The organism is Caballeronia sp. KNU42 (assembly GCF_053760385.1).
In genome coordinates, this window is record NZ_CM132390.1 from 46,062 (window position 1) to 68,094 (window position 22,033).

The window sequence follows — 22,033 nt, forward strand, 5'->3', positions numbered from 1 at the left end:
CGTTCTCCATCAAGTGAGTGAGCAAGTAGCGCTTTCAGCTGAAAATGCGCCGGCTGACAGCAGCCCGGAAAGCATCGGGCCTGCATCGGTACCGGGATATACGTCGAGTGCGCAAGTCACGGCATCCTCAAGCGATAAGCCTCGCGCGCAGGCGTCGAGGAATACGCAGGCGGCGGCATCGAGGGCTTGCCACTGGACGACACCATCGACGCGCACCAGCAACGCGCCCTCGCCGGTCCAGGCGAGTTCGTCGGGCATGGGGACTTGCTCCCGATTGACGCGCCAGATCGTGTAAGCAGGTTGATCGGGGAACCAGACCCAGCGCGAGGCCGCCTGAGGTTTAAGGATGATGTTCTCGAGCTTGTGCGCGGGCAGACTCGCGACCAGCGCCGCGTCGAGCAAGGGTTCGTCGGCAGCAATGTGCGCTTCGGTCCAGAGACGATCCAGGCGCGCCACGTTCGCCAGATAGGACAGTTCTTTCGCGGGCTCGAAACCACCGATGAAGTCCGCAAAATCATGGCCATATCCAAGCAAGCGCGAATCAACCGGCGGCGACCGGTCGACGTAGACAGCCGCCACCGCGCGAAACCATTCAGTGCCGACCAGACGCTCGATGCACGGATAGTTCGCCTGCAGCGCATCGATACACCCCTTCATGATCGTGTTCCGGTACACCGCGAACCCGGGCTGCCTGACCAGTGCCGCGACCGGACCGTCATGGACCTCGCCGCCATGAAGCGCGAGGATGAAGTCGTCCTGGAACCTGCCGAGCGCGCCAGTCATGCCGGCACCCGCACGGTATCGAGCAATGCCTGCGCCTTCGCACGTTCTTCGAGCAGCACGTCGAAGCCGGGTATCTCGTCGTCGCGTTCAATCAGCGTCGGTCGCGCGCCAATCCGCTCGATAACCCGTTCGTAAAGCGACCACACAGGCTCCGCAACGGGCGCGGCGTGAGAATCGATCAGCAAGCGGCTCGACGGATCGGCGTCGGCGCTGTGACCGGCCAGATGAATCTCCATCACCGCGTCTGCGGGGAATCGGTCCAGGTAATCCGCCGCATCGAAGCCGAGGTTGAACGCGCTGATATGGACGTTGTTCACATCGAGCAGCAGTCCGCATCCGGTTCTGCGGCTCAGCTCGCCGAGAAAGTCGAGCTCGCTGAATTCGTGTCCTTCGATGACGGCATAGTGGGTCGGGTTTTCAACCGCGATCCGGCGTCCGAGCGCGTCCTGTGTCCGCGCGACGTTGTCGCTGATCCTCGCGAGCGCTTCGTTCGTGCGCGGGAATGGCAACAAGTCGGGGTGGTACTGCCCACGCCATGCTGACCACGCGAGGTGCTCCGAAACCAGTGCAGGTTCGATGCGATCGGCAAGAGCCTTCACGCGTTTCAAATGTTCGGAGTCGGGCATGCAATCCGCCGCAAGCGAGAGCGACACGCCATGCAGCGAAATGGGATGAGATGCCCTGATGGCTTCGAGCCAGGCCATGCGAGGACCGCCGGCGACCATGTAGTTCTCGGGATGAACCTCGTACCAGAGACCCGCTTGCGCGCAATCGCGCGCCGCGTCGAAATGGACGGGTTTCAGCCCGAGCCCGCCGCCCATGCTGGACGCTGATAGAGGGAATCTGGTCATGATCAGCCGGCGCCTCGGGATTACGATTCCATCGGGGAGAGCGAACCGGTTCCGTGCGGCGTCTTGATCGTCGTGCAGGTGCCGGCGGGCACGTTCTTCCATGAATTGCCCTGGTAGTCCATTTTCGCTGTGCCCGCACATGTGGTACCTGCGCCCGCCTTGCAATCGTTGTGACCTGCCATGGACACGCCGTAGCATTTCTCGACTGCGCCGGCGGTGGCCGTGGTTTGAGCGATGGCCGCGCCCGATGCGAACGAAGCGAGCAGGACAGCAGCGGTACCGAGTTTGAGCATGTTCATTTGAAACCTCCAGAGTGTTTGAGAGATCAGGCGAGACGCCTGTTTGGATCGATGCTGATCATCGATTCATCATGTAATTCGACAGCGAGGACCAACGGGTTACAACAGCGAACGTAAATTTTTAAATGATGTGCATCTTGACGGCTTAATAATAAGGATATCGAATTATCGTGCGTAACCCGGAGACTTTCATTCAATCCGAACGGCGGGGTTATATCGATGTCGTCAGCCGGGTCAGCCACATCGGCGAGACCGACAGCAGCGCCGACTCTATATTCCTGTCATACCCCAGGAAAATAATGACGCCCAGCACGACAAACAGCATGCCGAGCGCAGTCTTGGATGCCCTTCCCAACGACGCAAGCAATCCGCGAGACCGAAGCAGCGAGGCGCGCGATACACTGCCGAGCACCAGCAGCGGGACACCTGCGCCCATGCCAAAGACAATCATGAGCAACGCTATCTGCCCCAGGTGGGTGCCTTGCGCGGCGAGCGTCGTAGCGGCGCCCAGCGTCGGTCCGACGCACGGGCTCCAGACCAGTCCGAGTAACAGTCCAATGCCAAACTGCGAAGCAAGACCGTCACCACTCAAGGAACTCAGCGCACCCTGCGCTACGTTGCCCACTCGTGAACCCAGTACGGCAAAAGCGGCCGACAGGCGGCTGGACAACATGACAATCCCGAACACGGCCATCAGCGCGGCTGCCACACGGCGAAACAGCTCGGGATCAAACCCCGCATTTGCGCCAAGGTTAGCGAGCACGGTGCCTACAGCCGCGAATGACAAACTGAGGCCGCCCGCTAAAGCAAGCGTGCCGAAGCGGTGTTTCGACAATGCGGATGTAATGAGGATCGGGATCAGAGGCAGCACGCACGGCGACAAAACCGATGCGGCCCCGGCCACGAATCCGAGCACATAAGTGCCTGGCCCGAAGTCCATCAAAGGGCCGATTCGAAGGTCTTCCGGATAGCCGGTTCAGTGGTTTGACCGGTGGATCGCGCGACCTCGTGGCCGCCCTTGAACACGACGAAGGTCGACTGCTGAGTGATCCGCAGGCCCTTCTTCAACGCGGTCTCCGTGTCGTAATCCGCCTCGAAGACGGTCAGTGATTTGAATTCGGCGTCCGATGACAACCGGTCGACAATCGGTTGCTGGATCTTGCAGGTCGGGCACCACGTCGCGTGCAAATACACGACCGTTGGCTTACCGTCGGCGACCTGCTGGTCGAATTGGGTCTTGTTGTAAGGCGCCTCGCCGGCGAAGGCGATGTTCGCCAGCATCAAAACCAGGGATCCCAGCGCCGCCCGTCCAACGATCGTTTTCATCATGTCGCCCGCCTGTTTGATTCGTCTTTAAGGCCGGTAAATGGCCAGCAAATGGAAATTCGTCGATGAGGTGAGGATGGTTACAACCCAACAGAAAAAAATTCACGCCTGATCTGGAACCGATGCGCTGCTTCGATACCCGTTGACGGGCGCGAATCCAAGCGCGGCCGAATGAATCGCCTCGACATCAAATCAGTTTAAGCGTCGACGCCTTCAGGGTGGCCGCCGCACGCGTCGAGCATTCGAGCTTGCGGAATACGCTTTCGACGTGCGTGCGCACCGTGCTGGGACTCAACTCCAGCGCCTTTGCGACCTCCTTGTTACTGGCGCCCAGGCTGATGTGACGAAGCACCTCCGATTCACGAGGCGACAGCAGCGTGCCTTGAACCGAGCGGGGTTTAACCCAAATTCCGCCGCCGTCATACTCGTCACGTTCATTCGAGATCAGTGCACTGACAGCATCGGCATTGAAGCGCCCTGCCAACGCCTGCTCACGCATCACTGTGGTGGCACCCTCGGGGGAAAGGGCCTCACGCCAGGGACGCTTCGAGCGCAACGCGACCCAGGCTGCGGAGGCAGCAAGCACTTGCCCTTCACGAGCAATGCCCTCACCTGCGGCTCCCCGGAAATAGCCCGAACCGTCCAGACGCTCATAGGCAAGCGAAGCAATCTCCGATTCGCGAGCGAGGCCGCCGATCTGCTTGCCCGCCCGTGCGGTCCAGTAAGGGACCAGCCGCACCTTCTCCCAGGCTGCCGCGGGCAAGCGACCCGGCGTATTCCATATCGCATTCGGCACGGCTGCGCGCCCCATGCCGTGGATCAAACCCGCGAGGTACACGCGGCGCTCTGCCGGCTCACCCAGGCCCAGGCGCGCGCAACACGCGGCGGATGCTTCGGCCACGCGCCGTGAATAGCCGGCCATCCAGGGCAGCTTCAGGTCGATCACATCGGCGATGATTTCCGGCGCGCTCGTTTGCTGCATCGGCTGGGTATGCAGGGCGTCGTCGGGCGCCGACGCACTCCACTGTTCGAGTTCGTCCAGCCACTCCGCCGAGCGGGACAATGCGAGTTGCGCGAGCGCGTGCGGATAATGATGACCGGCCTTCTGGGTGATCAACGCTTTCGCCTGCTCCACTCCATAGATCCGGCTAAAAATCTCGATATCACCGGCCAACGCGACGAGAAACACGGCATCGGGCACGCTGCCGCCTTGTGTCTGGTTCGGAAAACCGCCGCCATCCCAACTTTCGAAAATGTGCCGCAACGCCGCCTGAGTGGCGCCGCCCAGTCCGAGCATGCGCGCGACCTCGCCCGATACTTCGCAGTGAATCTGCGCAAGCGGCGTGATTGCCGCACCGAAGCGTGCCGGTGATTCGTCGTCGCCGGCCCATCCGGGACGCATCGCAAGCATATCGGACCGGCTGGCGATGTCGTCGCCCAGCCACTCCGAGAAACCCGCTGCGTTCGCCGTGCAACCCGACCAGCGCAGCAGCGATACCTCCTTGACAACGCCGCACTGCGTGTCGTCGTGGCCGGCGTCGGCGGCGAGCCGCGCGGCAAGCCAGCCGGTACGCATTGAATGATCGGTTGGCTGCCCCATGCTGAGGTCGCCGACAAATGCAAGCGCCTTGACGGCGTCCAGCACCCGGATAGGAGATACGTCTTGCATCAGTTTCGCCTCATTTTTCGCTGCTCGCGTATAGCGCCCGTCAGGTCGGACTCGGTCATTTGACCGATACAAGGGCTCGCCCAATCAGCGCATTCTCCAATCCGCGCACTGAATTCCGTCCCCAGCCGATTTCTCCAAGAGGATTTACATTATGAACACCCTGCTTAAAAAATGCGTGGCCGCTACGCTGCTGCTTGGAGGCCTGCTGTCACTTTCCGCATTCACCCCGGCCAGCGCCGCGTCGGCGCCTGACGACCTCAAGGGCAAGAACGTGGTGCTGGTGCACGGCGCGTTTGCCGATGGATCGAGCTGGGATAAGGTTATCCCGATTCTGCAGGCGAAAGGCTTGCACGTGGTGGCGGTGCAAAATTCACTCAAGTCGCTAGACGACGATGCTGCGGCCACGAAACGCGTGATCGAGCAACAGAACGGTCCCGTCATTCTGGTCGGCCATTCATGGGCCGGTGCAGTCATTACGCAAGCCGGTAACGACGACAAGGTGAAAGCGCTGGTGTATGTCGCCGCTTTTGCGCTCGACAAGGATCAGTCGATCAACGACGTGCTGAAGGGGAAGCCGGCGCCGTCATGGGCGTCCGCGCTGCAGAAGGATTCGGCCGGGTATCTGACACTTTCGACCGATGCGATCATTCACGACTTCGCCCAGGACTTGCCGGTTGCACAAGCCCGGCTCGTAGCGGCGACGCAAGGTCCGTGGTTCGCCGGCTGTACCGATGACAAGGTGTCAGAAGCCGCGTGGCATAACAAACCGTCGTGGTGGGTATTGACGGAAAAGGACCGCATGATTCCTCCGGCTTTGCAGAGCGCAATGGCGCAGGAGATTGGCGCGACTGTTGTGAAGGTTGATGCGAGCCACGTCGCGATGCTGTCAAAGCCGGCTGACGTCGCTGCGGCGATCATCGCTGCGGCGCGTGCGACGCAATAAGTCGGTTGGAGGCTTTCGGCGAGGCTCTTGGTCATCGCTGGCCGGGAGCCTTCGCCTTGAGTTAGTCCGGAATGCGCGCTTATGGCTGATCGGACTTTCAACATCGCGATCGTTCGAATGACTTGGTCGCACTCTCGTGTCTCGAGCGCCTCGGACTTCGCTCAGAAGGTACGTGCTTTAACCACAATGTATGCCGAAGCCAGTCGCCGCCGTCCCGGTCGAGAAAATCAGCGGCGGCGTGTGCATCACGACTCTCTTTGCGCGAGTTCGCGGACACAACGGTGGCGCATGCCGCATGCCGCAAGAAACAACGACCGTTCAAATCTCCTAAGGATTGCTATGCTCATTGAATCCCCGGATGTCTCACCGGGAACCGTGGTTCCGGACTGACCCCCGCCAGGAGTTGCATCAACTCCTTGACCGGGTGTTCATCGATCGTTGAGACCAGCTGAATGATCTGGCCGCGAAGCGTCTCATCCGCGTATTGCTCGCTCAGCCAATGGAATTTTTCGACCGCACGTTCCCACGTGAAGGGCTTGTCAAGCCCACCTTCGAAGCCGACGTGCTCCTTGGAGAAAACACGGCCGTCGTTGCATTTGATCGTCACCCTGACGTTCAATGCCTGCGGATACTGCGCCGAGAATCCCGCATCCGGCCGCACCGTCACTTTCGCGAGCAGCGCGTGCGCGTCGGCCGCCTGGACGCGCGCCGGTTCAAGCTGAGCGGGACCCACCTGATCATCGAGCAATGCCACTGCAATCAGATACTTGAGGTTGTAGTCGGCCTGCTCCTTGGTCTGCGGATCATCCTTTGGGCCGAAGCTGCCACCCCCGGCGATATCGAAGCCGCTCTGGAAGATGTCACACAGGACTTCGTCGACCTCATCGCTCTTCACGCCGTGCCTGCGCTTGAGATCAAGCGTTGCCTCGAGGACGGGCTGACCGTGAATAAGCGAGCAGTACTTCTTCATGATCGTCTGGTGGATGATCTCCAGTCGGTGGTCATCCCAGTCCACGTCGATGGGCTGATCAAACATCCGCACCAGGCCGTTAGGTCCTTCGAAGAGACGCAGCGGGCCCGTGAAACCACGTTTGGCGAGGGACGCTGAATAGACAGCCCGCATGCCGGTAATGGCCGGCGAAAAACCCTTCCACTGCGAAACCGGCTCGGAGTGGACACACGTCAACGACACGTTATCGACTGTCGCAATTGCGATTGCATGGGCGATCTGATCGGCATCGAGACCAAGCAGTTTGCCCGACCCTGCAGCAGCTGAGATGGCCAGTTGAATCGCGTGATTAAACCCTTTCGCCATCACCGGGACAATCGCGGTGATGCGGCATCCGATCTCATAGGCCACGGCGAGGGCGAGCATGAAGTCCTCGCCGCTGGCGCTCGTGTGATCGGCAGCAGCCAGGATCGTGCCGAAGTTGTCACTCGGATGACAGAGGCCTCCAGGAGACATATAACTGTCGAGAAGATCCACGTAACGCACAAGTCCTGAGTTGTACAACGCGGCCTGGTCTGGCGAGGTCGTGCCGCCTCCGATCAATGAGCACGACCCCGAACGGCCGTACTCGTCGAACTGCTCTCGAAGCGCCTTGAACTGCGTCCCGGGCAACGCGGCAATTGCGCAGCCCAGGCTATCAAGGATATTTCGCTTGAACACGCTCCGCGCCGCCGGCGTGAGGTGGCTCACGCGCGCGTCATAAGCGAACTTTCCGATGCGTTGAACGGTTGTAGGTGTACTCATCATGACCTCAGGAAAAGTTGCGGCGCTCGTGGAGCGGCATCGATACACAGGACTTGATGCAAATTCTCACCAATCACAATGGATATCAAGCGAATGGTTGGGATAGGGCTATCTATCCAGCAGATACCTTCCTGCGCTCTCAAGCTCACCGGAAGGGAAAGCGCCTGGCGCGTGATTGTTCGCTACTGAAAACAATGATTTTTCACCAGGACGATTTCTCGGATCGCCCTGCTGTCCTAGACTAGCTTCATCCGCAACCCGCGTTGATCAGCGAATTTTCGCTTCCTACTACGAGAGTAAAGCTCATGCCATTAATCCGCTTCGACATGATTGAAGGAAGAACAGACGCCGAGATTACGACCTTGCTCGATGCCGCACATCGAGCCGTTCTGACCGCCTTCGCGGTTCCAGAAAGAGATCGCTACCAGATAGTCACAGAACATAAGCCGTCGCGCGCTATCGCGCAGGATACCGGCCTGGGGATCGAGAGAACCAGCAATCTGGTGATCGTATCGGTGGTTAGCCGCGCAAGGTCGCAGGCGTCGAAACAGGTATTTTATGCAGAGCTTTGCCGAGAGCTCAAAGAGGCGTGCAACATTGAGCCGAGCGATGTGATCGTCTCCTTCACCTCAAACTCCGACGATGACTGGAGTTTTGGAAACGGAGTCGCACAATACCTGACGGGCGATCTTTGACCCTGCAGCCCGCGCTAAGCGCGCAGTTTCAGGTCGCTGAACGAACCAGCGCAGCATTGTGTACCGGCCGGTGGCCGGTCATCTATTCGCCCAGTTTTTCCATCAGGAAGTCCACAAAGCCGCGCACCCGTGAAGCCAGATGCCGGCCATGCGGATAAAGCAGGATGAACGGTCGCGAGCAACCGCCATATTGGGGAAGCAATTCAATGAGTGTGCCGTCCGCGATGTCCTTCTCGACCACGAACCGATAGGTCTGGAATAACCCCGCGCCATGACGCGCCAGGGTCACGCCGGCAAGCACATCGCCCGACGACCCGACCCCTCCGAGCGTCGAGATTTCCACGCTGTTGCCGTCTTGATTGAACTCCCACGGTATGTTGCGGCCGCTGCTTGGCAACTCGAACTGGATGCACTCGTGGTTCGCCAGATCGTCCAGGGTCTTCAGTTTGTTGGCTCTGCGCAAATAGACCGGTGAAGCCACGACCACCAGTTCCGAGTCCTCGAGCTTGCGCGCGATCAGGCCTGAATCGCGAGGCGCACGCCCCCGGATCGCCAGGTCGAAGCCTTCGTCCGCGAAATCGATGTTGCGGTTACTGAGGTGCGTTTCGACTGTGACGCCGGGATAACGCTTGCGAAATTCCGCCAGCAGGGGAAGCACGCGATAGTGGGCATACGGCGTCGGCATGCTGATTCGCAGGACGCCGGCCGGCGTCGTCTGTTGCCCGGTCGCTTCCCGCTCCGCATCCACCAAGTGGTTCAGCGCTTCCCGGCACTGCTCGAAGTAGCGCTTCCCCGGATCGGTCAGCCGGATTTGCCGCGTTGTCCGGACGAACAGTTGTACGCCGAGGCGTTTCTCAAGGCCCGCTACCGTACGGCTCACCGCAGCCGGATTCACGCTCGCAGCCGCGGCGGCGGCCGTGAAACTTTCCAGCTCGGCAGCCAGGCAGAACAGTTCGATACTGCCCAACAGAACGCCTTCAAATTGACGCTGCATAGTCTCTCGATGTCATAAAAATTAGTGCTCGTTTCGACGCGGCCTTGATCGCGTTTCGAACCGGGCCAATGCCGGCGAGGCGGACCGGCATGAACCCATGACCTCCCAACCACGAACCGGTTCGCAGGTTTTAAGCGTCCCCTTACGCTGCATCGTACATCACGGTGCGGACGCGCCATTCGATGCCGCCGGCCACGCGCCCGATTTGTTCTTGCCGCGCAAGACTGTTTGTCCATGGCGGGTATTCGAACTCGACGTGCACGCGCCTAGACTGCGTTCAGCACTTCCAGATGCCGTCGATCCGGACGGTCAAGAGAGCTTAATCTACTTATTCAGAGGCTTACCATGAGCACGTCACAAAAGGTTGTGGTCATCACTGGCGCGTCGCAAGGAATTGGCGCAGAACTAGTCAAGGCTTTCCGGGAACGGGACTACCGCGTTGTCGCAACAGCACGAAGCATCAAGCCGTCGGATGACGCCAACGTTCTGACGGTGGCGGGTGATATCGGTGACCGTGACACGGCGCGTCGCGTGATCAGCGAAGGCGTGGCACGCTTTGGCCGCATCGATACGCTCGTCAACAACGCCGGCATTTTTATCGCTAAACCTTTCACCCAGTACACCGAGGAAGACTACGCCGCTATCACGAGCGTGAACCTCGCCGGGTTCTTCCATATCACGCAGCTGGCGATTGCCGAAATGGAGAAGAACTCCAGTGGTCACGTGGTCAGCATCTCGACCACCTTGGCCGACTCGGCCATCAGCGGTGTGCCGTCGGTACTGGCATCGCTGACGAAGGGCGGCCTGAATGCCGCCACGCGGTCGCTCGCGATCGAGTACGCCAAGAGCGGCATTCGCGCTAACGCCGTCGCGCCGGGCATCATCAAGTCGCCGATGCACGCACCTGAAACGCATGCGGCGCTCGGCGCACTGCATCCCATGGGTCATATGGGCGAGATGAGCGATATCGTGAACGCCATCCTGTACCTGGACTCGGCGCCTTTCGTGACGGGCGAGATCCTGCATGTGGACGGCGGCCAGATCGCTGGTCACTAAGTATTTCCGGGCGCCCTTCAGCGGGCGCCTTTTTTGGTGAATCACCAGGGGAGAAAACGTCATGCCTATTGTCACCATTCAAGTTACCCGCGAAGGGTCCGCACCAGGACGTGACTCGGTCACAGCGGATGAGAAGGCTCAGCTTATCAAGGGAGTCAGCCAGGTGTTGCTCGACGTACTGAACAAGCCTCTTGAAGCGACCTTTGTTGTGATTGAAGAGGTGGATACCGAGAACTGGGGCTGGGGCGGACTACCGGTCAACGAATTCCGCAAGCAGCGAGCATTGAAAGCGCAGTGACTTCCGGATCGTTTGCTTTACGTCAGATGGATGGGTCATTGCGCAGGACGTGGCGAAGCACTTTAAGTTAAAGTGCTTCGCCCTCTGTTTGAACACGATCGAAGCCGCGGATCGCTAGGTGACCGTGCGCGCGGGGCTTTTATGCCTTAGCTCAGCCCCGATCGGACAATCACTTTCCCCGCGCGCGCGCCGCAGTGCGCGCCTCGCCACCACGTCAACTCCCCGTTCACCACGACAGCCTCCACGCCGTCGGCGGCTTCGGTCGGCGTATCGTAGGTCGCCCGGTCCCTGATCGTGGCGGCGTCGAATATGACGACATCGGCGTAATTGCCCACCTCAAGCGTGCCACGCCCGGTCAAGCCAAAGTTCTTCGCGGTTAGGCCGCTCATCTTCCACACCGCGGTTTCCAGCGGAAACAAACCGACATCGCGACTGTAGTGTCCAAGCACACGGGGGAAGGTACCCCACAAGCGCGGATGCGGCTTCTCGCCTAATGCCAGCCCGTCCGATCCGATCATGGTTTCTTCGAATGCCAGGATGCGACGTACATCGTTCTCGTCCATGCTGAAGTAGATCGCGCTTGCGGGTTGCAAGCGTCTGGACGCCTCGGAGCGGCTTACGCCCCACTCTCCTGCAATCTCACCCAGATCGCGTCCCGCCAGTTCGGGGTGCGCCTCACTCGTCGCAATGCGCACCCGGCCCTGAAGTTTCGTTTCATCGGTGTGGAGCATGGTCGAGCTGGCATCGTAGGGATAACAATCGAGCCCAACGCACTGGCACTGCATGGCCGCACGGATCAGCGGCAACGTGAGCGCCGACTTGCCGAAGTTCGCTTCGCGTTGCAGCTTGTGATGTGAAATCACGACTGGCACGTTAAGCGCGCGGCCGATCTCGAACGTTTCGTTGAGGGAGTCGATACAGCCGTCTGCTTCGTTACGCATGTGCGTCACATAGACCGCACCGGTGCCGGTCAACGGGCGGCATACGCTGATCACTTCCTCCATTGGCGCGGCGGAGGCAGGTGGATAGTACGTGCCCGTCGAGATACCGATTGCACCAGCTTCCAGCGCTTCGCTCAGCAAGCCCTGCATCGCTTCGATTTCACGGTCATTGGCGGCGCGGTCGAGCGAATCCATTGTCATCACACGCAGGCTGGTGTGACCCACCATAGCGGCTACGTTGACGGACGATGGCGAGCGGCGAACCGCGTCGAGATAGTCGGCGAAACGCGAAAAGCTGGCGTGTGGGGCGTTTTCATCCCCGGTCAGCAAGCTCAACGGCATCGGGCGCGGTGCATCCGGGCTCAATGGCGCGAGGCTGATACCGCAGTTGCCGGTCACGACCGTGGTGACGCCCTGCGAGATCTTGCAGGTCATCTCCGGATCGAAGAGAACGGCGGCATCGTCGTGAGTGTGCGAATCGATGAAGCCCGGTGCGACGATCCTGGCCGCCGCATCGATGATCTTCGCCCCTGTAGATGCACGCAGGTCGCCGATCTTTGCGATACGTCCGTCGCGAATACCCACGTCGGCGTCAAAGCGCGGCCGACGCGTGCCGTCGATCACCGTGCCACCGCGAATGATGATGTCGAATATCTCGGATTCCTGATTAGTCATGAGAGAAAGTCCATTGCGTCATTATTTGGCGGGCGGCCGGTTGTGAATGGGCCATTTTGGCAGCTTGATCTTTTTATACGGTAACGCCGACCAGTCAGGACTGGCGGAACCGGGTGCGCCAACATAGATGATCTCGTGAGCAATCGTGGAGAACGACGCGTGAAAATGCTGTGCCGACTTCACCACCACAATCTTCTTGCTTGCCGGGTCGCACCCAAGCTGCGTGAACAGGTCGATGTTGAGCGCCTGCGCGCGGCGCGTGGACAGCACAATCTCAATGCCCTGCAATTCGACCAGCGCACAGTCGCCGAGCGGAGATGGCGTGCCGGCCTGACCGGTCATGGTCATCTCGGGGAACACGGCGCGCACCAGGCATCGTCCATCGACCGGCGTACCCGACTGCGGCCCGATCTTGCCCCCGATCCGCAGATCCAGCGTGGCGCCTGCGCCGGCATCGAAGGCGATGCCGACCGCCACCGGATCCCATAACGGCCCGAGCGCAGCATCGCCAATGCCGCGCGCGAGCATGCGCTGCAGGATGAAGGTCGAGTCGCCCGCCGCGCCGCTGCCCGGATTGTCCGAGCGGTCCGCCAGCACCACCGGCGCGCCGGCGGACGCCAGCGCGCGGTCGAGCGCCGCGTCGATATCGAGGTAACGCACGAGCAACGCGTCGCGCAGGGTGATGACCTCATCGGCGAAACGCCTCGCAATGGTTTGCGCCATGGGCGCGTCGCCATCCGCATAGACCAGGACCTTGGTGCCCATGTCCTTGACGTCCCCCGTTGCGAAACCTTGCACGATCGAGATCGACAACACGCCGTCGTGTCCCTCCAGCGCCTGGGCGCGATCTGTCAGCGAGCGGCCGGGTTCGCGCGTGGTGTGGATCGGCACGACCATGCCGCAATCCACCACCGCCGCGACCGGATCGATCTCGCCCACCGCTGTGCGCTGACAGAGATCGGCCAGTTCCAGCGCCCGCTCCAGCACGTCCGTATGCGGGTACTCCTTGAACATGATGAGCACGTTGGCATGGCTGACCATCGCTTCGCTCAGGTGCGCATGCGGGTCCAGCTCCGCGCCGATCACAGTGTCGGGGCCGACAATTTGGCGGACCTCGCGCAGCAGGTCGCCTTCGCAATCGTCGTAGCCGTCAGCCACCATTGCGCCGTGCAGGCCAAGCAACACGATATCGACAGGCATGGCTGCGCGCAGATCCGCCAACAACTCGTTACGCAAGGTCTCATATGCCAGGCGCGTGACCATGCCGCCGGGATTCGCCGATGCAACAAGCCCTTCGATTACGGTCCAGCCATAGGTCGCGGCGCGTTGACGTGCCGCCCATAATGGACCGCCGAAGAAAGTCATTTCGTCGGGATGCTGCCCAGCCCGGAAATAGCCGCGATCATGGAACGCGCCGAGGCCTGTCGGGATGGGTGCGAAGGTGTTCGTTTCCGTCGCGAGGCTGCCGGTAAACACGCGCATCAGTGCTCCTTTGATAATCAGGTTTGCAGGCTCGGCAGGGGCGGCTCGCTTGCAGGACTCCATGTCGACGCCACCAGCACCGCCAGGATCGCGGCAATCAGCAGCAGCCAGAACGCAGCAAAAAACGAGCCGTTGAACGCTGCGATTAGCGTGCCCATGGCCACGGGTGCAATCGATCCTGCAATCTGTCCGCCGAAGTTCATCAAGCCCGTGGCGCTGCCGACCAAATGCTCGGGGAAATGCCGCAGCGGCGCTGAAAATACGGTTGCATAGACGAAGTTGAACGACAGCGAAAAGAACGTCCAGTAGATCAACAGCAGCGAGATCATGGTGGTCGTAATCATCAAGGCCAGAAACACTGCGCTCATGAGTGCACCCATCATGAGGAACATGCGTTCCTTGCTTTTGCCGTATTTGTCGAGCAGCAAGCCGACCACGTTCGTGCCCGCGAACGCGATCAGGTTCGGCACCGTCACCGCCAGACTGATGTGAAGCAGATCGATACCGTAGGTCTTCATCAGATACGACGGCATCCACGACTGTACGCCGACATACAGCATGCTCGTGAAGAACCAGATGGCGGTCAGCTTCCACGCCATCCGGATACGCAGCAGCGAGCGCCACAAATGCCGGGGCTGGTTCGCGACGCGCGCCCTTTGCTGCGCGACACCGCCACGCAGCGAGAGCCACAGGATCAGCGCGACGCACACACCCGCGCCGGCAAGAATATGGAATGACCCACGCCAGCCCAGATGCACGACAGTGAGCGCGATCAAACCTGATCCGGCCGCATTGCCCAAGAAGGTGGTTGAGATCAGGAACGACTTGGCGCGTGCCCGCTCGGGCTTGGGAAAGACCTCGGCGACCGTTACCGAACTGGCCGGTGAGAAGCTGCCCTCGCCCATGCCGAACATGAAGCGGATAGCCAGCAGCGAGGCGAACGACCACGCCAAACTCGTCGCGCCGGTGAACACCGACCACATGACGATGCATAACACCACGATGATGCGCGAGCCGAAGCGGTCCGACAGCCACCCGCCTGCAAGCTGCATGAATGCATAACTCACGTAGAACGCGCTCAGCAACATGCCGGCTTGCCGGGTATCGAGCGCGAATTCGTGGCTGATGGGGATGATCGCGGTGCTCATCAGGATCCGGTCCGCGTAGCCGACCGCCCACGCGAGGAACAGGCCCGACAGGCACACCATTTTTTGCGTCCGGGAAAACACATACCCCGCTGACTCCATAAGCCCTCCACACCACGTTAGCGCTACGACGCACGCAATACCCCGCTGCTGTCCAGGGCGCGGGACCGGCCAGCAGACCGAATATGAGGGCGCGTGCGGAGCGCGTCTAATGAAAATAAAATCCCAAAATATAACCCTGCGTTATAGGGGACTTGACGGGAGCAGCGGGCGGTCCGAGCCGAAAGCCTTGTTCCAAACGCTCGAAGCGTGTCGTAAGCTGCATGGCGATGTCAATCCAGGGAGACTCAGGTGCGTTTGCGACATATCGAAATTTTCAGCGCGATCATGCTGACCGGGTCGACCAACGGCGCGGCCAAGCTCCTGCATATCTCGCAGCCCGCGGTCAGCAAAATGCTGCAGCATGCCGAGCAGTCCGCCGGTTTCGCGCTGTTCCTGCGCAGCAAGGGAAAGCTGGTGCCCACCCCCGAAGCGCTGCGCCTGCGCGAAGAACTCGGCCCGTTCGATGAACAACTGAAGCGCATCCGCCGCCTTGTCACGAGCCTTGCGCACGGCGCTGACCGCCCGTTGCGGGTTGCCGCTACACCGGCGCTCGCACACCATGCGTTGCCCTCGGTCATGGCGCGCTGGTGCCGCGCGTTTCCGCAGTCCAAGTGCGAACTGAGCGTCGCGCACACACGCGAGATCGAACATGCGCTGCTGCTCGATGAGATCGAGCTCGGGCTGACCATGCGGCCCGTCTCGCATCCCAACCTGGTTGCGACGCCTGTCTGTGAAAGCACGCTCTGCGCCATTGCGCCGGCCGGCTGGTGGGAAGACGCGCTGCTCGACCAGCCGCTGACAGCAGACGATCTGGCGGGGCAACCGCTGATCACCATCGACCCGGACGACTATCTTGGGTCAATCCTTTCCGCGTGGCTCGCCGACGCTGCTGAGCCTCCAGTCAGTAATCTTTCAGTGCAGACCTATCCGCTTGGGAAGTCGCTGGTGCAGCAGCGCATCGGCATCGCGATAGTCGACTCGTTCACGGCGAATTATCCCCAGCATCATCCGGACATCCAGATCCGGCCGCTAGCGATCGACGAGACCCTGACGGTGTACGCCGTGACCGAACACTCGCGGCCACCGCCACAATCGGCGGAGCGGCTCATCGAGTTCCTGCGCGAGGACGCGCCACAGGACCCGCTCGGTTAGATCCGCTATAACTCACGGCTATAGCGCGGGCGCTGGTCGATATTGGACGCCGTTTGCGAGCTGCAGAACAATGACATCTCGCTCAACCAACCATCGACCCATCCCATGCATGTGCTCGTACTCGGAGCAGGCGTCACCGGCCTGGCGACAGCCTGGTATCTGCGAGAGGACGGCCATACCGTCACTGTCGTCGAACGCAATGAGGGCGTTGCACTCGAATCCAGCTTCGCCAACGGCGGGCAGCTTTCCTACAGCTATGTCGCCCCGCTCGCGGGTCCAGGGATACTGTCGAAGCTGCCATCCTGGTTGTTGCGTGGTGACTCGCCGATCCGCTTTCGGCCGCGCCTCGATCCGGACCAATGGCGTTGGCTTGCGCAGTTTGTCTGCGCGTGCACGCAGCGCAAAAGCGAGTTGTCCACCCGGCGACTGTTGGCTCTATCGTTCCTGAGCCGTGACTTGATGCGCCAACTGCAGGCGAGCGAACCGGACCTGCGCTTTAGCCACTCGAATGCCGGCAAGCTGGTCGTGCATCGCAAGCGTGCTTCGTTCGACGCCGCTTTGCGCCTGCTCGATTACCAACGCTCACTCGGTTGCGAACAGCAGGCGCTCAGCACTAGCGAGTGTGTGCAAAAGGAACCCGCGCTTGCGCATCTTGCGGGGCAATTGCAAGGAGGCATCTTTACGCCAAGCGAAGACAGCGGCGACTGCTACCAGTTTTGTGTCGAGATGACCCGCCTGCTGCGCTCACGCGGCGTGGAATTCCGGCTCGGCACGAACGTCACGGCCCTGCGTCGCTCGCGGGGCGCCGCGCACCGGATCGAGGCGCTGGCTGGCGACAAAACCATCGATGCAGATCAGATCGTGCTGGCAGCCGGCGCCGCCAGTGCGGCGCTGCTCAAGCCTCTGGCCGTGCGGGTTCCGCTTTATCCATTGAAGGGCTATAGCCTGACCACTCGGGTCGACCCGCATGGCAACGCACCACATATCAGCATCACCGACTTCGAACGCAAAATAGTCTATGCCCGGCTCGGCGACCGGCTGAGGATTGCCGGCATGGCCGACGTCACGGGTCGTCGTGCCGATATCGATCCATCTCGCGTCGCCACGCTGCGCGCAGAATCCGCCGCAGCGTTTCCGGACGCAGGCAATTTCGATGAAGCGACGGTCTGGTGCGGCCTTCGGCCAGCCACGCCGCACAGCACACCGATCATCGATTCAACCCACTACGAGAACCTCTGGCTCAACCTCGGACAAGGCGCACTCGGTTTCACGCTCGCGCTTGCGAGCGGCCGCTCAATTGCCGACCTGATCGCAAAGCGCCCTCCGGCCGTACCGCTCGACGGTTTTGCACTCTAAGCAAAACCACGCCCTAGAAAATCTTGCCGGGGTTCAAAATGCGCGCGGGGTCCAGCGCTTGCTTGATCGCGCGCATCGACGCTACATCGGCCTCCGAACGCGTCAGGTGCAGGAAGTGTTTCTTCTTGATGCCGATCCCATGCTCCGCGGAAATGGATCCGCGGAAGTCCCGCGTCACGTCGTAGATGACCTGGTCGATTTTGTCGTGCTCGCGCTTCGGCAAACCGGGTACGTCCACCACGATATGGATATTCCCATCGCCAAGATGGCCGTAGATCATGATCGTGGCATCGGGCCACCGGGCGCGCAGTTGCGCCTCGCAGCGTGACGCCGCCTCGCCCACCTGCGCGATGGAAAAGCTGACGTCGTAAGCCGCGTGATTCGGGATGAAGCGTTGATATTCACCGGGTGCATCACGGATCGCCCAGAACGCCTGCGCATGCGCTTCGTTCGAAGCCAGCGCGGCGTCGGTCACTACACCCTCCTCCAGCATCGAGGCCAGAAACTCCTCGAACGCGTCGCCATGCCGGATAGGATCGGTTCCAACACTCTCCAGCAACACATAGAACGGATGGGGCGAGTCAAGCGGTGCACGCAGAGTATCCAGGTTGGCAAGCACGGTGTCGTGATACCCGGCCCACATGACTTCGAACGCCGATACGCCTGGAGCCAGCCCCGCCTGAGCGCGTCGCAGCAGCGTGGTGACGGCGTCGAAGCTGGGCAATCCACACCATGCTGTAGCCGTTGCCGTGGGCTTCGGACGCAGGCGCAGCACTGCGCGGGTGATGACCGCGAGCGTGCCTTCGCTGCCGATCAGCAAGTGGCGCAGATCGTAGCCGCTGTTGTCCTTGATCATCTTGTTGAGGCCGCCCACGATCGCGCCGCTCGCCAGCACGGCCTCGATGCCCAGCACCTGGTCGCGCATCATGCCGTACTTGATGACCCGGTTGCCGCCCGCGTTGGTGGCGAGATTACCGCCGATGGAACAACTCCCGCGTGCCCCCAGGTCAAGCGGAAAATAGAAACCGGCCGCGCTGGCCGCTTCCTGTACGACTTGCAGCGGCGTGCCGGCCTGAACCGTCATGGTGCCCGACACAGGGTCGATCTCCACAATCCGGTTCATGCGATCAAGGCTCAGCGCCACCTCGTCGCCACGCAGATTGGCGCCGCCCACGAGCCCCGTCAGGCCGCCTTGCGTGACGACGGGTTGGGCGTAACGGGCGCAAATCTCGAGTGCCGCTGCGACCTCGCTGGTGTCACGTGGCCTGATGAGCGCGAGCGGCACCGCGCCCGGCAGTCCGCTCCAGTCCTCGACACGGCGATCGCCAAACTCATCGGGTAAAGCCACAACCTGGGCGCCGAGCGCTTCCCGCAACGCGCTGACTGCTTCGCTTGATGCTGCGCTTTGTGCTGCGTTCACTGCCATGTCCTGTCTCCCTCGATGCACGGCTTCGGGCGCGCCGCTACAGCCTCTATTCTGAACACCAAATGGTATTGCCGCCAAGGAACAATGCACAGGCGCGTGCGATTCACCCTGCCACTCCGGGTGCGATGCTGCTTACGAACCATCGCCAAGGGCTTACCCCATATTGCATTTTGTATCGTCCGGTTAGCGCGCCGGCTGCACGGTGTGCCGGGCAAGCGGCCATGGCGCGTTGATCCGCGTCCGCGGCAAGGGTCTGGACCCGTCCTGCAGAGAGCGCTGCCGTTAAGGTTTGGTTACTCGCGGTAGCAAATGGCCTTGGCTGAAGCTGATAAGTTCGGAACAGTCATGCCGTTCATGCGACATGCCAAGTGCGTGAACGAATGCATGGACGAATGCAGCTCACCAAAACCGAAGGAGAAGTATGAAAAAGATTGCAGCCATTGCAGCTCTCGCAGCCGCAACATCGTTACTTGGAGGATGCTGGTGGGGACCGCCGCCGGGAGGCGGCGGTTGGGGTGGTCCCGGACATGGTGGGCCAGGCGGTGGCGGTCCACAAGGCGCTGTCATCGTGCCGCATGCAACTTCCGTGTCCTGAACACCCTTTAACCCCGGACGGCCCGTTGGCCGGCATATCCCGCTTCTCCGCCATCCCTGGCCGAGGAACAACCCGGTGCCGCGAAGGGTCAGACGGCCCTTCCGATGCACGCCAGGAGTTTGCGGCGCCTTCCGCGTGCCATCGTTCGCGTGCAACTGTCGTTAGCCGGCGATACCCTTGCCATCGGACCAGCTCTCAACATACTTGACGAGTTCAGTCATGTCGCGAGCCTTACCGTCCTGCATCGCCGCGTAGTTCCAAACCTGACGGGCGGTGTTGCCCACCCACATTGGCACGCCAAGCGCTTGGCACTCCTCCACCGCGAGTCCGATGTCCTTGCAAACGCTGCCGATCGGAAAACCGAAATCGAACGAGCGCGACAACACCTGCTTCGGGAATTTATCGAGCGTCGCGCCGTTCTTGCCGCTGCCCGCGTTAAACACCGACATCATCACTTCCGGGTCCAGCCCGCCCTTCACTCCGGCTACGAAAGCTTCGGAGGTGATCGCAAACGCCGTCGACGAAAGCATGTTATTCAGCAGCTTGAGCAATTGCGCCTGACCTGCCTTTTCCCCTACGATGAACACCTTCCCGAAGATATCGAATAGTTCGCGTACCTGAGCAATGGCTTCCGGCTTGCCCGCAGCCATCACGGCGAGCGTGCCTTTTTGCGCGCCGGCCGCGCCTCCGCTGATGGGAGCGTCAACGGTTTCGATGCCTTTTCCAAGTAGTCCCGCAGCCACTTCCTGTTCCGTGCGCGAGCCGACAGTGGACAGGTCCACCAGGATCCTGATCGCCCTGCCGTCTATCAAACCTTCCGCACCCAATGCAACTTCCTTGAAGATGGCAGGCGTGGGAAGACTGGTGAACACGACTTGCGCGCTATCGGCGACTTCCCGCGCACTGCTCGCCACCTGCGCGCCAATGGCCGATAGCTCCGCCAGAGCGTGTTCGTTGCGATCGTAGATCACCAGGGAATGACCGTGCTCAATCAAACGGCGTGCCATGGGACGCCCCATGACACCGACACCCACAAAGCCCAACTTGGTACCTTCCGACATGATGCTTCCTCGACAGTGATGAATGGTGTGCTCGTCGCACGCGTGCACTTAAAGCGTTACAAGCAGGCGAGATGCATGGGCAAGGACGAATCAGGCGCGCTTTCCAGCGCCCATAGCGCGTCGATGAGCGGGGCGGGTTTGCAACCTGATCCGCCGTATTTGGCGAGCTCCCTGAGCTTGTTTTCCAGGTCGGTGTCCGCGAGCGGTGCTTGCAGGCTGCCGCGCGCTGCGTCGATACGGCGCGACATCGTCTCGCCCGAGCGCAATGTGAGCGTCACCTGAGCAGCTTCGACGGAATACGCGGCGTCATCGACGAACTCAAGCCGGCTCGCGAAGGCTCGCAACAGCGGATCGGCCACGGTTTCATCGGTGAATTCAGCGAGGCCTGCGCGGCCTCTGGCAAGCGCGACCGCGACGCTGTGTTGCGCGCTGACCTGCGCCTCGCGGCCAAGCGTGATATTCGGCCGGTCCGTTCGTGCGCGCAGCAGCGGGTGGCCTCTGAGCGTGACACGCTCGACATCGGCGAAACAAAAACCCGGAGTCGCCGATAGCCCCAGGCACGCCTCAATGACCGGATTGAGCACGACGCCGCACGGGTAAGGTTTATACGCATTCGATAACAGCGCCCATTCGCGGCCAAGCGTAGCGAATGCTGCGTCAACATCGGCGTCGGCGGCCTCGCTCATCACGCGCAGGAAGCCGCGCTCGCCTTCAATGGGCCGCTCGGGTCCGGCGAACCCTTCTTGCGCCAGCAACGCGGAGAGCAGCCCGTTACGGGCCGCATTGCCCACGCCGATGCTCTTCGACATGCTGCCCAATGTTTCAACCAGTCCCGACGATTGCGCCGACCCATTGCCGAAGGCCCAGGCGATTTGCGCAGCGTCCAGATTCAGGGCTTTCGCAATAGCCGCCGCCGCGCCGAACACGCCGCAGGTAGAGGTGATATGCCAGCCTCGCTGATAATGCCCGGGCGACACGGCATTGCCCAACCGGCACTCGACTTCCACGCCGAGTACAAACGCCAGCAGCCACTGCCGGCCGCTCAACGGCGACTGCTGCGCAAGCGCGAACAACGGCGCGGCCACCGGGGCGGTAGGGTGAATGATGGTGGGCACGTGGGTATCGTCAAAATCGAAGACGTTCGCACTCATTGCGTTCAGCGCGGCCGCATTCAGGATGTCGGTCTTCTCGTCGCGTCCGACGAGCCCTGCGTCGCGCCCCGAACTGAAGCGGCAGTACACGCTCACGGCTTTACTGATACCCGGATCCGAGCAACCCGCCAGCGCCACGGCGAAGTAATTCACCAACGCTCGCTTTGCCTCGTGACGCACCTTTGGCGGGATGTCTTCCCACTGTGTCTGCGCCACGAACGTGGCCAGCGTACGCGTGATGTCTTTCATGAATGTCCCCTCCCTTCGTATCGCATCAATG

The 22,033-nt window shown here is 61.2% G+C and carries 22 protein-coding genes; 7 read left to right on the plus strand and 15 right to left on the minus strand.

What is annotated here, in order from left to right; all coding sequences use genetic code 11:
• Positions 1 to 9: 9 nt before the first annotated feature.
• The 6 genes from ACSOSP_RS31645 to ACSOSP_RS31670 form a co-directional block, all read right to left on the minus strand.
• A complete protein-coding gene (locus ACSOSP_RS31645) occupies positions 10 to 783 on the minus strand; it encodes an HvfC/BufC family peptide modification chaperone (RefSeq protein ID WP_455314610.1) in 774 nt (257 codons plus the stop codon).
• Positions 780 to 1,634: an MNIO family bufferin maturase gene (bufB, locus tag ACSOSP_RS31650; protein ID WP_455314611.1), complete on the minus strand. Its 855-nt coding sequence runs from the start codon at positions 1,632 to 1,634 to the stop codon at positions 780 to 782. The genes ACSOSP_RS31645 and bufB overlap by 4 nt, the downstream gene beginning before the upstream one ends.
• Before the next feature lie 20 nt (positions 1,635 to 1,654).
• Positions 1,655 to 1,933 carry a BufA1 family periplasmic bufferin-type metallophore gene (locus tag ACSOSP_RS31655; protein WP_455314612.1) on the minus strand — a complete coding sequence of 93 codons (279 nt, stop codon included), beginning with the start codon at positions 1,931 to 1,933 and terminating at the stop codon, positions 1,655 to 1,657.
• 211 nt (positions 1,934 to 2,144) lie between these two features.
• Complete coding sequence (locus ACSOSP_RS31660) at positions 2,145 to 2,873, minus strand: cytochrome c biogenesis CcdA family protein (protein WP_455314613.1); 729 nt, start codon at positions 2,871 to 2,873, stop codon at positions 2,145 to 2,147.
• The gene (locus ACSOSP_RS31665) at positions 2,873 to 3,262 is read right to left on the minus strand and encodes a thioredoxin family protein (protein WP_455314614.1); all 390 of its coding nucleotides are present in this window, start codon (positions 3,260 to 3,262) and stop codon (positions 2,873 to 2,875) included. Before ACSOSP_RS31665 ends, ACSOSP_RS31660 begins: the two co-directional genes overlap by 1 nt.
• 184 nt (positions 3,263 to 3,446) lie before the next feature.
• A complete protein-coding gene (locus ACSOSP_RS31670) occupies positions 3,447 to 4,928 on the minus strand; it encodes an HD domain-containing phosphohydrolase (protein ID WP_455314615.1) in 1,482 nt (493 codons plus the stop codon).
• 151 nt (positions 4,929 to 5,079) lie between these two features.
• On the opposite strand from ACSOSP_RS31670, the gene ACSOSP_RS31675 reads away from it, so the two are divergent.
• Entirely contained in the window at positions 5,080 to 5,871 is a 792-nt protein-coding gene (locus tag ACSOSP_RS31675) for an alpha/beta fold hydrolase (RefSeq protein ID WP_455314616.1), read from the plus strand.
• A gap of 97 nt (positions 5,872 to 5,968) precedes the next feature.
• Here the strand turns inward: ACSOSP_RS31675 and ACSOSP_RS31680 are convergent, their stop codons facing one another.
• Both ACSOSP_RS31680 and ACSOSP_RS31685 read right to left on the minus strand, forming a co-directional pair.
• Positions 5,969 to 6,148 carry a hypothetical protein gene (locus tag ACSOSP_RS31680; RefSeq protein ID WP_455314617.1) on the minus strand — a complete coding sequence of 60 codons (180 nt, stop codon included), beginning with the start codon at positions 6,146 to 6,148 and terminating at the stop codon, positions 5,969 to 5,971.
• A 66-nt stretch (positions 6,149 to 6,214) separates the two neighbouring features.
• Positions 6,215 to 7,627, minus strand: a complete 1,413-nt coding sequence (locus ACSOSP_RS31685) for an MmgE/PrpD family protein (protein ID WP_455314618.1) — start codon at positions 7,625 to 7,627, stop codon at positions 6,215 to 6,217.
• 302 nt (positions 7,628 to 7,929) lie between these two features.
• Between ACSOSP_RS31685 and ACSOSP_RS31690 the strand changes: the two genes are divergently transcribed.
• Entirely contained in the window at positions 7,930 to 8,319 is a 390-nt protein-coding gene (locus ACSOSP_RS31690) for a tautomerase family protein (protein WP_455314619.1), read from the plus strand.
• Positions 8,320 to 8,401: 82 nt separating this feature from the next.
• Here the strand turns inward: ACSOSP_RS31690 and ACSOSP_RS31695 are convergent, their stop codons facing one another.
• Positions 8,402 to 9,313 carry a LysR substrate-binding domain-containing protein gene (locus ACSOSP_RS31695; protein WP_455314620.1) on the minus strand — a complete coding sequence of 304 codons (912 nt, stop codon included), beginning with the start codon at positions 9,311 to 9,313 and terminating at the stop codon, positions 8,402 to 8,404.
• A 345-nt stretch (positions 9,314 to 9,658) separates the two neighbouring features.
• On the opposite strand from ACSOSP_RS31695, the gene ACSOSP_RS31700 reads away from it, so the two are divergent.
• Together ACSOSP_RS31700 and ACSOSP_RS31705 are read left to right on the plus strand one after the other, a co-directional pair.
• On the plus strand, positions 9,659 to 10,369 hold the full coding sequence (locus ACSOSP_RS31700) for an SDR family NAD(P)-dependent oxidoreductase (protein ID WP_031365145.1): 711 nt from the start codon (positions 9,659 to 9,661) through the stop codon (positions 10,367 to 10,369).
• A 61-nt stretch (positions 10,370 to 10,430) separates the two neighbouring features.
• Complete coding sequence (locus tag ACSOSP_RS31705) at positions 10,431 to 10,667, plus strand: tautomerase family protein (protein WP_455314621.1); 237 nt, start codon at positions 10,431 to 10,433, stop codon at positions 10,665 to 10,667.
• Between the two features lie 146 nt (positions 10,668 to 10,813).
• On the opposite strand, the gene ACSOSP_RS31710 is transcribed toward ACSOSP_RS31705, so the two are convergent.
• Genes ACSOSP_RS31710 through ACSOSP_RS31720 form a run of 3 tightly spaced genes read right to left on the minus strand, consistent with a single transcriptional unit; the run spans position 10,814 to position 15,012 of the window.
• Positions 10,814 to 12,283 carry an N-acyl-D-amino-acid deacylase family protein gene (locus tag ACSOSP_RS31710; RefSeq protein ID WP_455314622.1) on the minus strand — a complete coding sequence of 490 codons (1,470 nt, stop codon included), beginning with the start codon at positions 12,281 to 12,283 and terminating at the stop codon, positions 10,814 to 10,816.
• A 21-nt stretch (positions 12,284 to 12,304) separates the two neighbouring features.
• Entirely contained in the window at positions 12,305 to 13,765 is a 1,461-nt protein-coding gene (locus tag ACSOSP_RS31715) for a M81 family metallopeptidase (protein WP_455314623.1), read from the minus strand.
• A 17-nt stretch (positions 13,766 to 13,782) separates the two neighbouring features.
• Positions 13,783 to 15,012, minus strand: coding sequence for an MFS transporter (locus tag ACSOSP_RS31720; protein ID WP_455314624.1), 1,230 nt, complete (start codon positions 15,010 to 15,012; stop codon positions 13,783 to 13,785).
• Between the two features lie 249 nt (positions 15,013 to 15,261).
• Between ACSOSP_RS31720 and ACSOSP_RS31725 the strand changes: the two genes are divergently transcribed.
• Positions 15,262 to 16,164: a LysR family transcriptional regulator gene (locus ACSOSP_RS31725; RefSeq protein WP_455314625.1), complete on the plus strand. Its 903-nt coding sequence runs from the start codon at positions 15,262 to 15,264 to the stop codon at positions 16,162 to 16,164.
• A gap of 105 nt (positions 16,165 to 16,269) precedes the next feature.
• Positions 16,270 to 17,520: a D-amino acid dehydrogenase gene (locus ACSOSP_RS31730; protein WP_455314626.1), complete on the plus strand. Its 1,251-nt coding sequence runs from the start codon at positions 16,270 to 16,272 to the stop codon at positions 17,518 to 17,520.
• Positions 17,521 to 17,533: 13 nt separating this feature from the next.
• Here ACSOSP_RS31730 and ACSOSP_RS31735 read toward each other — a convergent pair whose 3' ends face one another.
• Positions 17,534 to 18,946, minus strand: coding sequence for an FAD-binding oxidoreductase (locus tag ACSOSP_RS31735; protein ID WP_455314627.1), 1,413 nt, complete (start codon positions 18,944 to 18,946; stop codon positions 17,534 to 17,536).
• A gap of 421 nt (positions 18,947 to 19,367) precedes the next feature.
• Between ACSOSP_RS31735 and ACSOSP_RS31740 the strand changes: the two genes are divergently transcribed.
• Positions 19,368 to 19,541: a hypothetical protein gene (locus tag ACSOSP_RS31740; protein WP_455314628.1), complete on the plus strand. Its 174-nt coding sequence runs from the start codon at positions 19,368 to 19,370 to the stop codon at positions 19,539 to 19,541.
• Positions 19,542 to 19,702: 161 nt separating this feature from the next.
• Here ACSOSP_RS31740 and ACSOSP_RS31745 read toward each other — a convergent pair whose 3' ends face one another.
• Together ACSOSP_RS31745 and ACSOSP_RS31750 are read right to left on the minus strand one after the other, a co-directional pair.
• On the minus strand, positions 19,703 to 20,602 hold the full coding sequence (locus ACSOSP_RS31745) for an NAD(P)-dependent oxidoreductase (protein ID WP_455314629.1): 900 nt from the start codon (positions 20,600 to 20,602) through the stop codon (positions 19,703 to 19,705).
• A gap of 56 nt (positions 20,603 to 20,658) precedes the next feature.
• Entirely contained in the window at positions 20,659 to 22,002 is a 1,344-nt protein-coding gene (locus tag ACSOSP_RS31750; RefSeq protein WP_455314630.1) for an MmgE/PrpD family protein, read from the minus strand.
• Between the last annotated feature and the right edge of the window lie 31 nt (positions 22,003 to 22,033).

What these genes read in the sequence shown, in the direction of transcription:
- ACSOSP_RS31695 (WP_455314620.1), bottom strand. Translation starts at nt 9,313, where the DNA reads ATGCAGCGTCAATTTGAAGGCGTTCTGTTGGGCAGTATCGAACTGTTC.
- ACSOSP_RS31660 (WP_455314613.1), bottom strand. Translation starts at nt 2,873, where the DNA reads ATGGACTTCGGGCCAGGCACTTATGTGCTCGGATTCGTGGCCGGGGCC.
- ACSOSP_RS31750 (WP_455314630.1), bottom strand. Translation starts at nt 22,002, where the DNA reads ATGAAAGACATCACGCGTACGCTGGCCACGTTCGTGGCGCAGACACAG.
- ACSOSP_RS31685 (WP_455314618.1), bottom strand. Translation starts at nt 7,627, where the DNA reads ATGATGAGTACACCTACAACCGTTCAACGCATCGGAAAGTTCGCTTAT.
- ACSOSP_RS31735 (WP_455314627.1), bottom strand. Translation starts at nt 18,946, where the DNA reads ATGGCAGTGAACGCAGCACAAAGCGCAGCATCAAGCGAAGCAGTCAGC.
- ACSOSP_RS31670 (WP_455314615.1), bottom strand. Translation starts at nt 4,928, where the DNA reads ATGCAAGACGTATCTCCTATCCGGGTGCTGGACGCCGTCAAGGCGCTT.
- ACSOSP_RS31745 (WP_455314629.1), bottom strand. Translation starts at nt 20,602, where the DNA reads ATGTCGGAAGGTACCAAGTTGGGCTTTGTGGGTGTCGGTGTCATGGGG.
- ACSOSP_RS31715 (WP_455314623.1), bottom strand. Translation starts at nt 13,765, where the DNA reads ATGCGCGTGTTTACCGGCAGCCTCGCGACGGAAACGAACACCTTCGCA.
- ACSOSP_RS31700 (WP_031365145.1), top strand. Translation starts at nt 9,659, where the DNA reads ATGAGCACGTCACAAAAGGTTGTGGTCATCACTGGCGCGTCGCAAGGA.
- ACSOSP_RS31720 (WP_455314624.1), bottom strand. Translation starts at nt 15,012, where the DNA reads ATGGAGTCAGCGGGGTATGTGTTTTCCCGGACGCAAAAAATGGTGTGC.
- ACSOSP_RS31655 (WP_455314612.1), bottom strand. Translation starts at nt 1,933, where the DNA reads ATGAACATGCTCAAACTCGGTACCGCTGCTGTCCTGCTCGCTTCGTTC.
- ACSOSP_RS31730 (WP_455314626.1), top strand. Translation starts at nt 16,270, where the DNA reads ATGCATGTGCTCGTACTCGGAGCAGGCGTCACCGGCCTGGCGACAGCC.
- ACSOSP_RS31705 (WP_455314621.1), top strand. Translation starts at nt 10,431, where the DNA reads ATGCCTATTGTCACCATTCAAGTTACCCGCGAAGGGTCCGCACCAGGA.
- ACSOSP_RS31710 (WP_455314622.1), bottom strand. Translation starts at nt 12,283, where the DNA reads ATGACTAATCAGGAATCCGAGATATTCGACATCATCATTCGCGGTGGC.
- ACSOSP_RS31675 (WP_455314616.1), top strand. Translation starts at nt 5,080, where the DNA reads ATGAACACCCTGCTTAAAAAATGCGTGGCCGCTACGCTGCTGCTTGGA.
- bufB (WP_455314611.1), bottom strand. Translation starts at nt 1,634, where the DNA reads ATGACCAGATTCCCTCTATCAGCGTCCAGCATGGGCGGCGGGCTCGGG.
- ACSOSP_RS31665 (WP_455314614.1), bottom strand. Translation starts at nt 3,262, where the DNA reads ATGATGAAAACGATCGTTGGACGGGCGGCGCTGGGATCCCTGGTTTTG.
- ACSOSP_RS31740 (WP_455314628.1), top strand. Translation starts at nt 19,368, where the DNA reads ATGAAAAAGATTGCAGCCATTGCAGCTCTCGCAGCCGCAACATCGTTA.
- ACSOSP_RS31645 (WP_455314610.1), bottom strand. Translation starts at nt 783, where the DNA reads ATGACTGGCGCGCTCGGCAGGTTCCAGGACGACTTCATCCTCGCGCTT.
- ACSOSP_RS31690 (WP_455314619.1), top strand. Translation starts at nt 7,930, where the DNA reads ATGCCATTAATCCGCTTCGACATGATTGAAGGAAGAACAGACGCCGAG.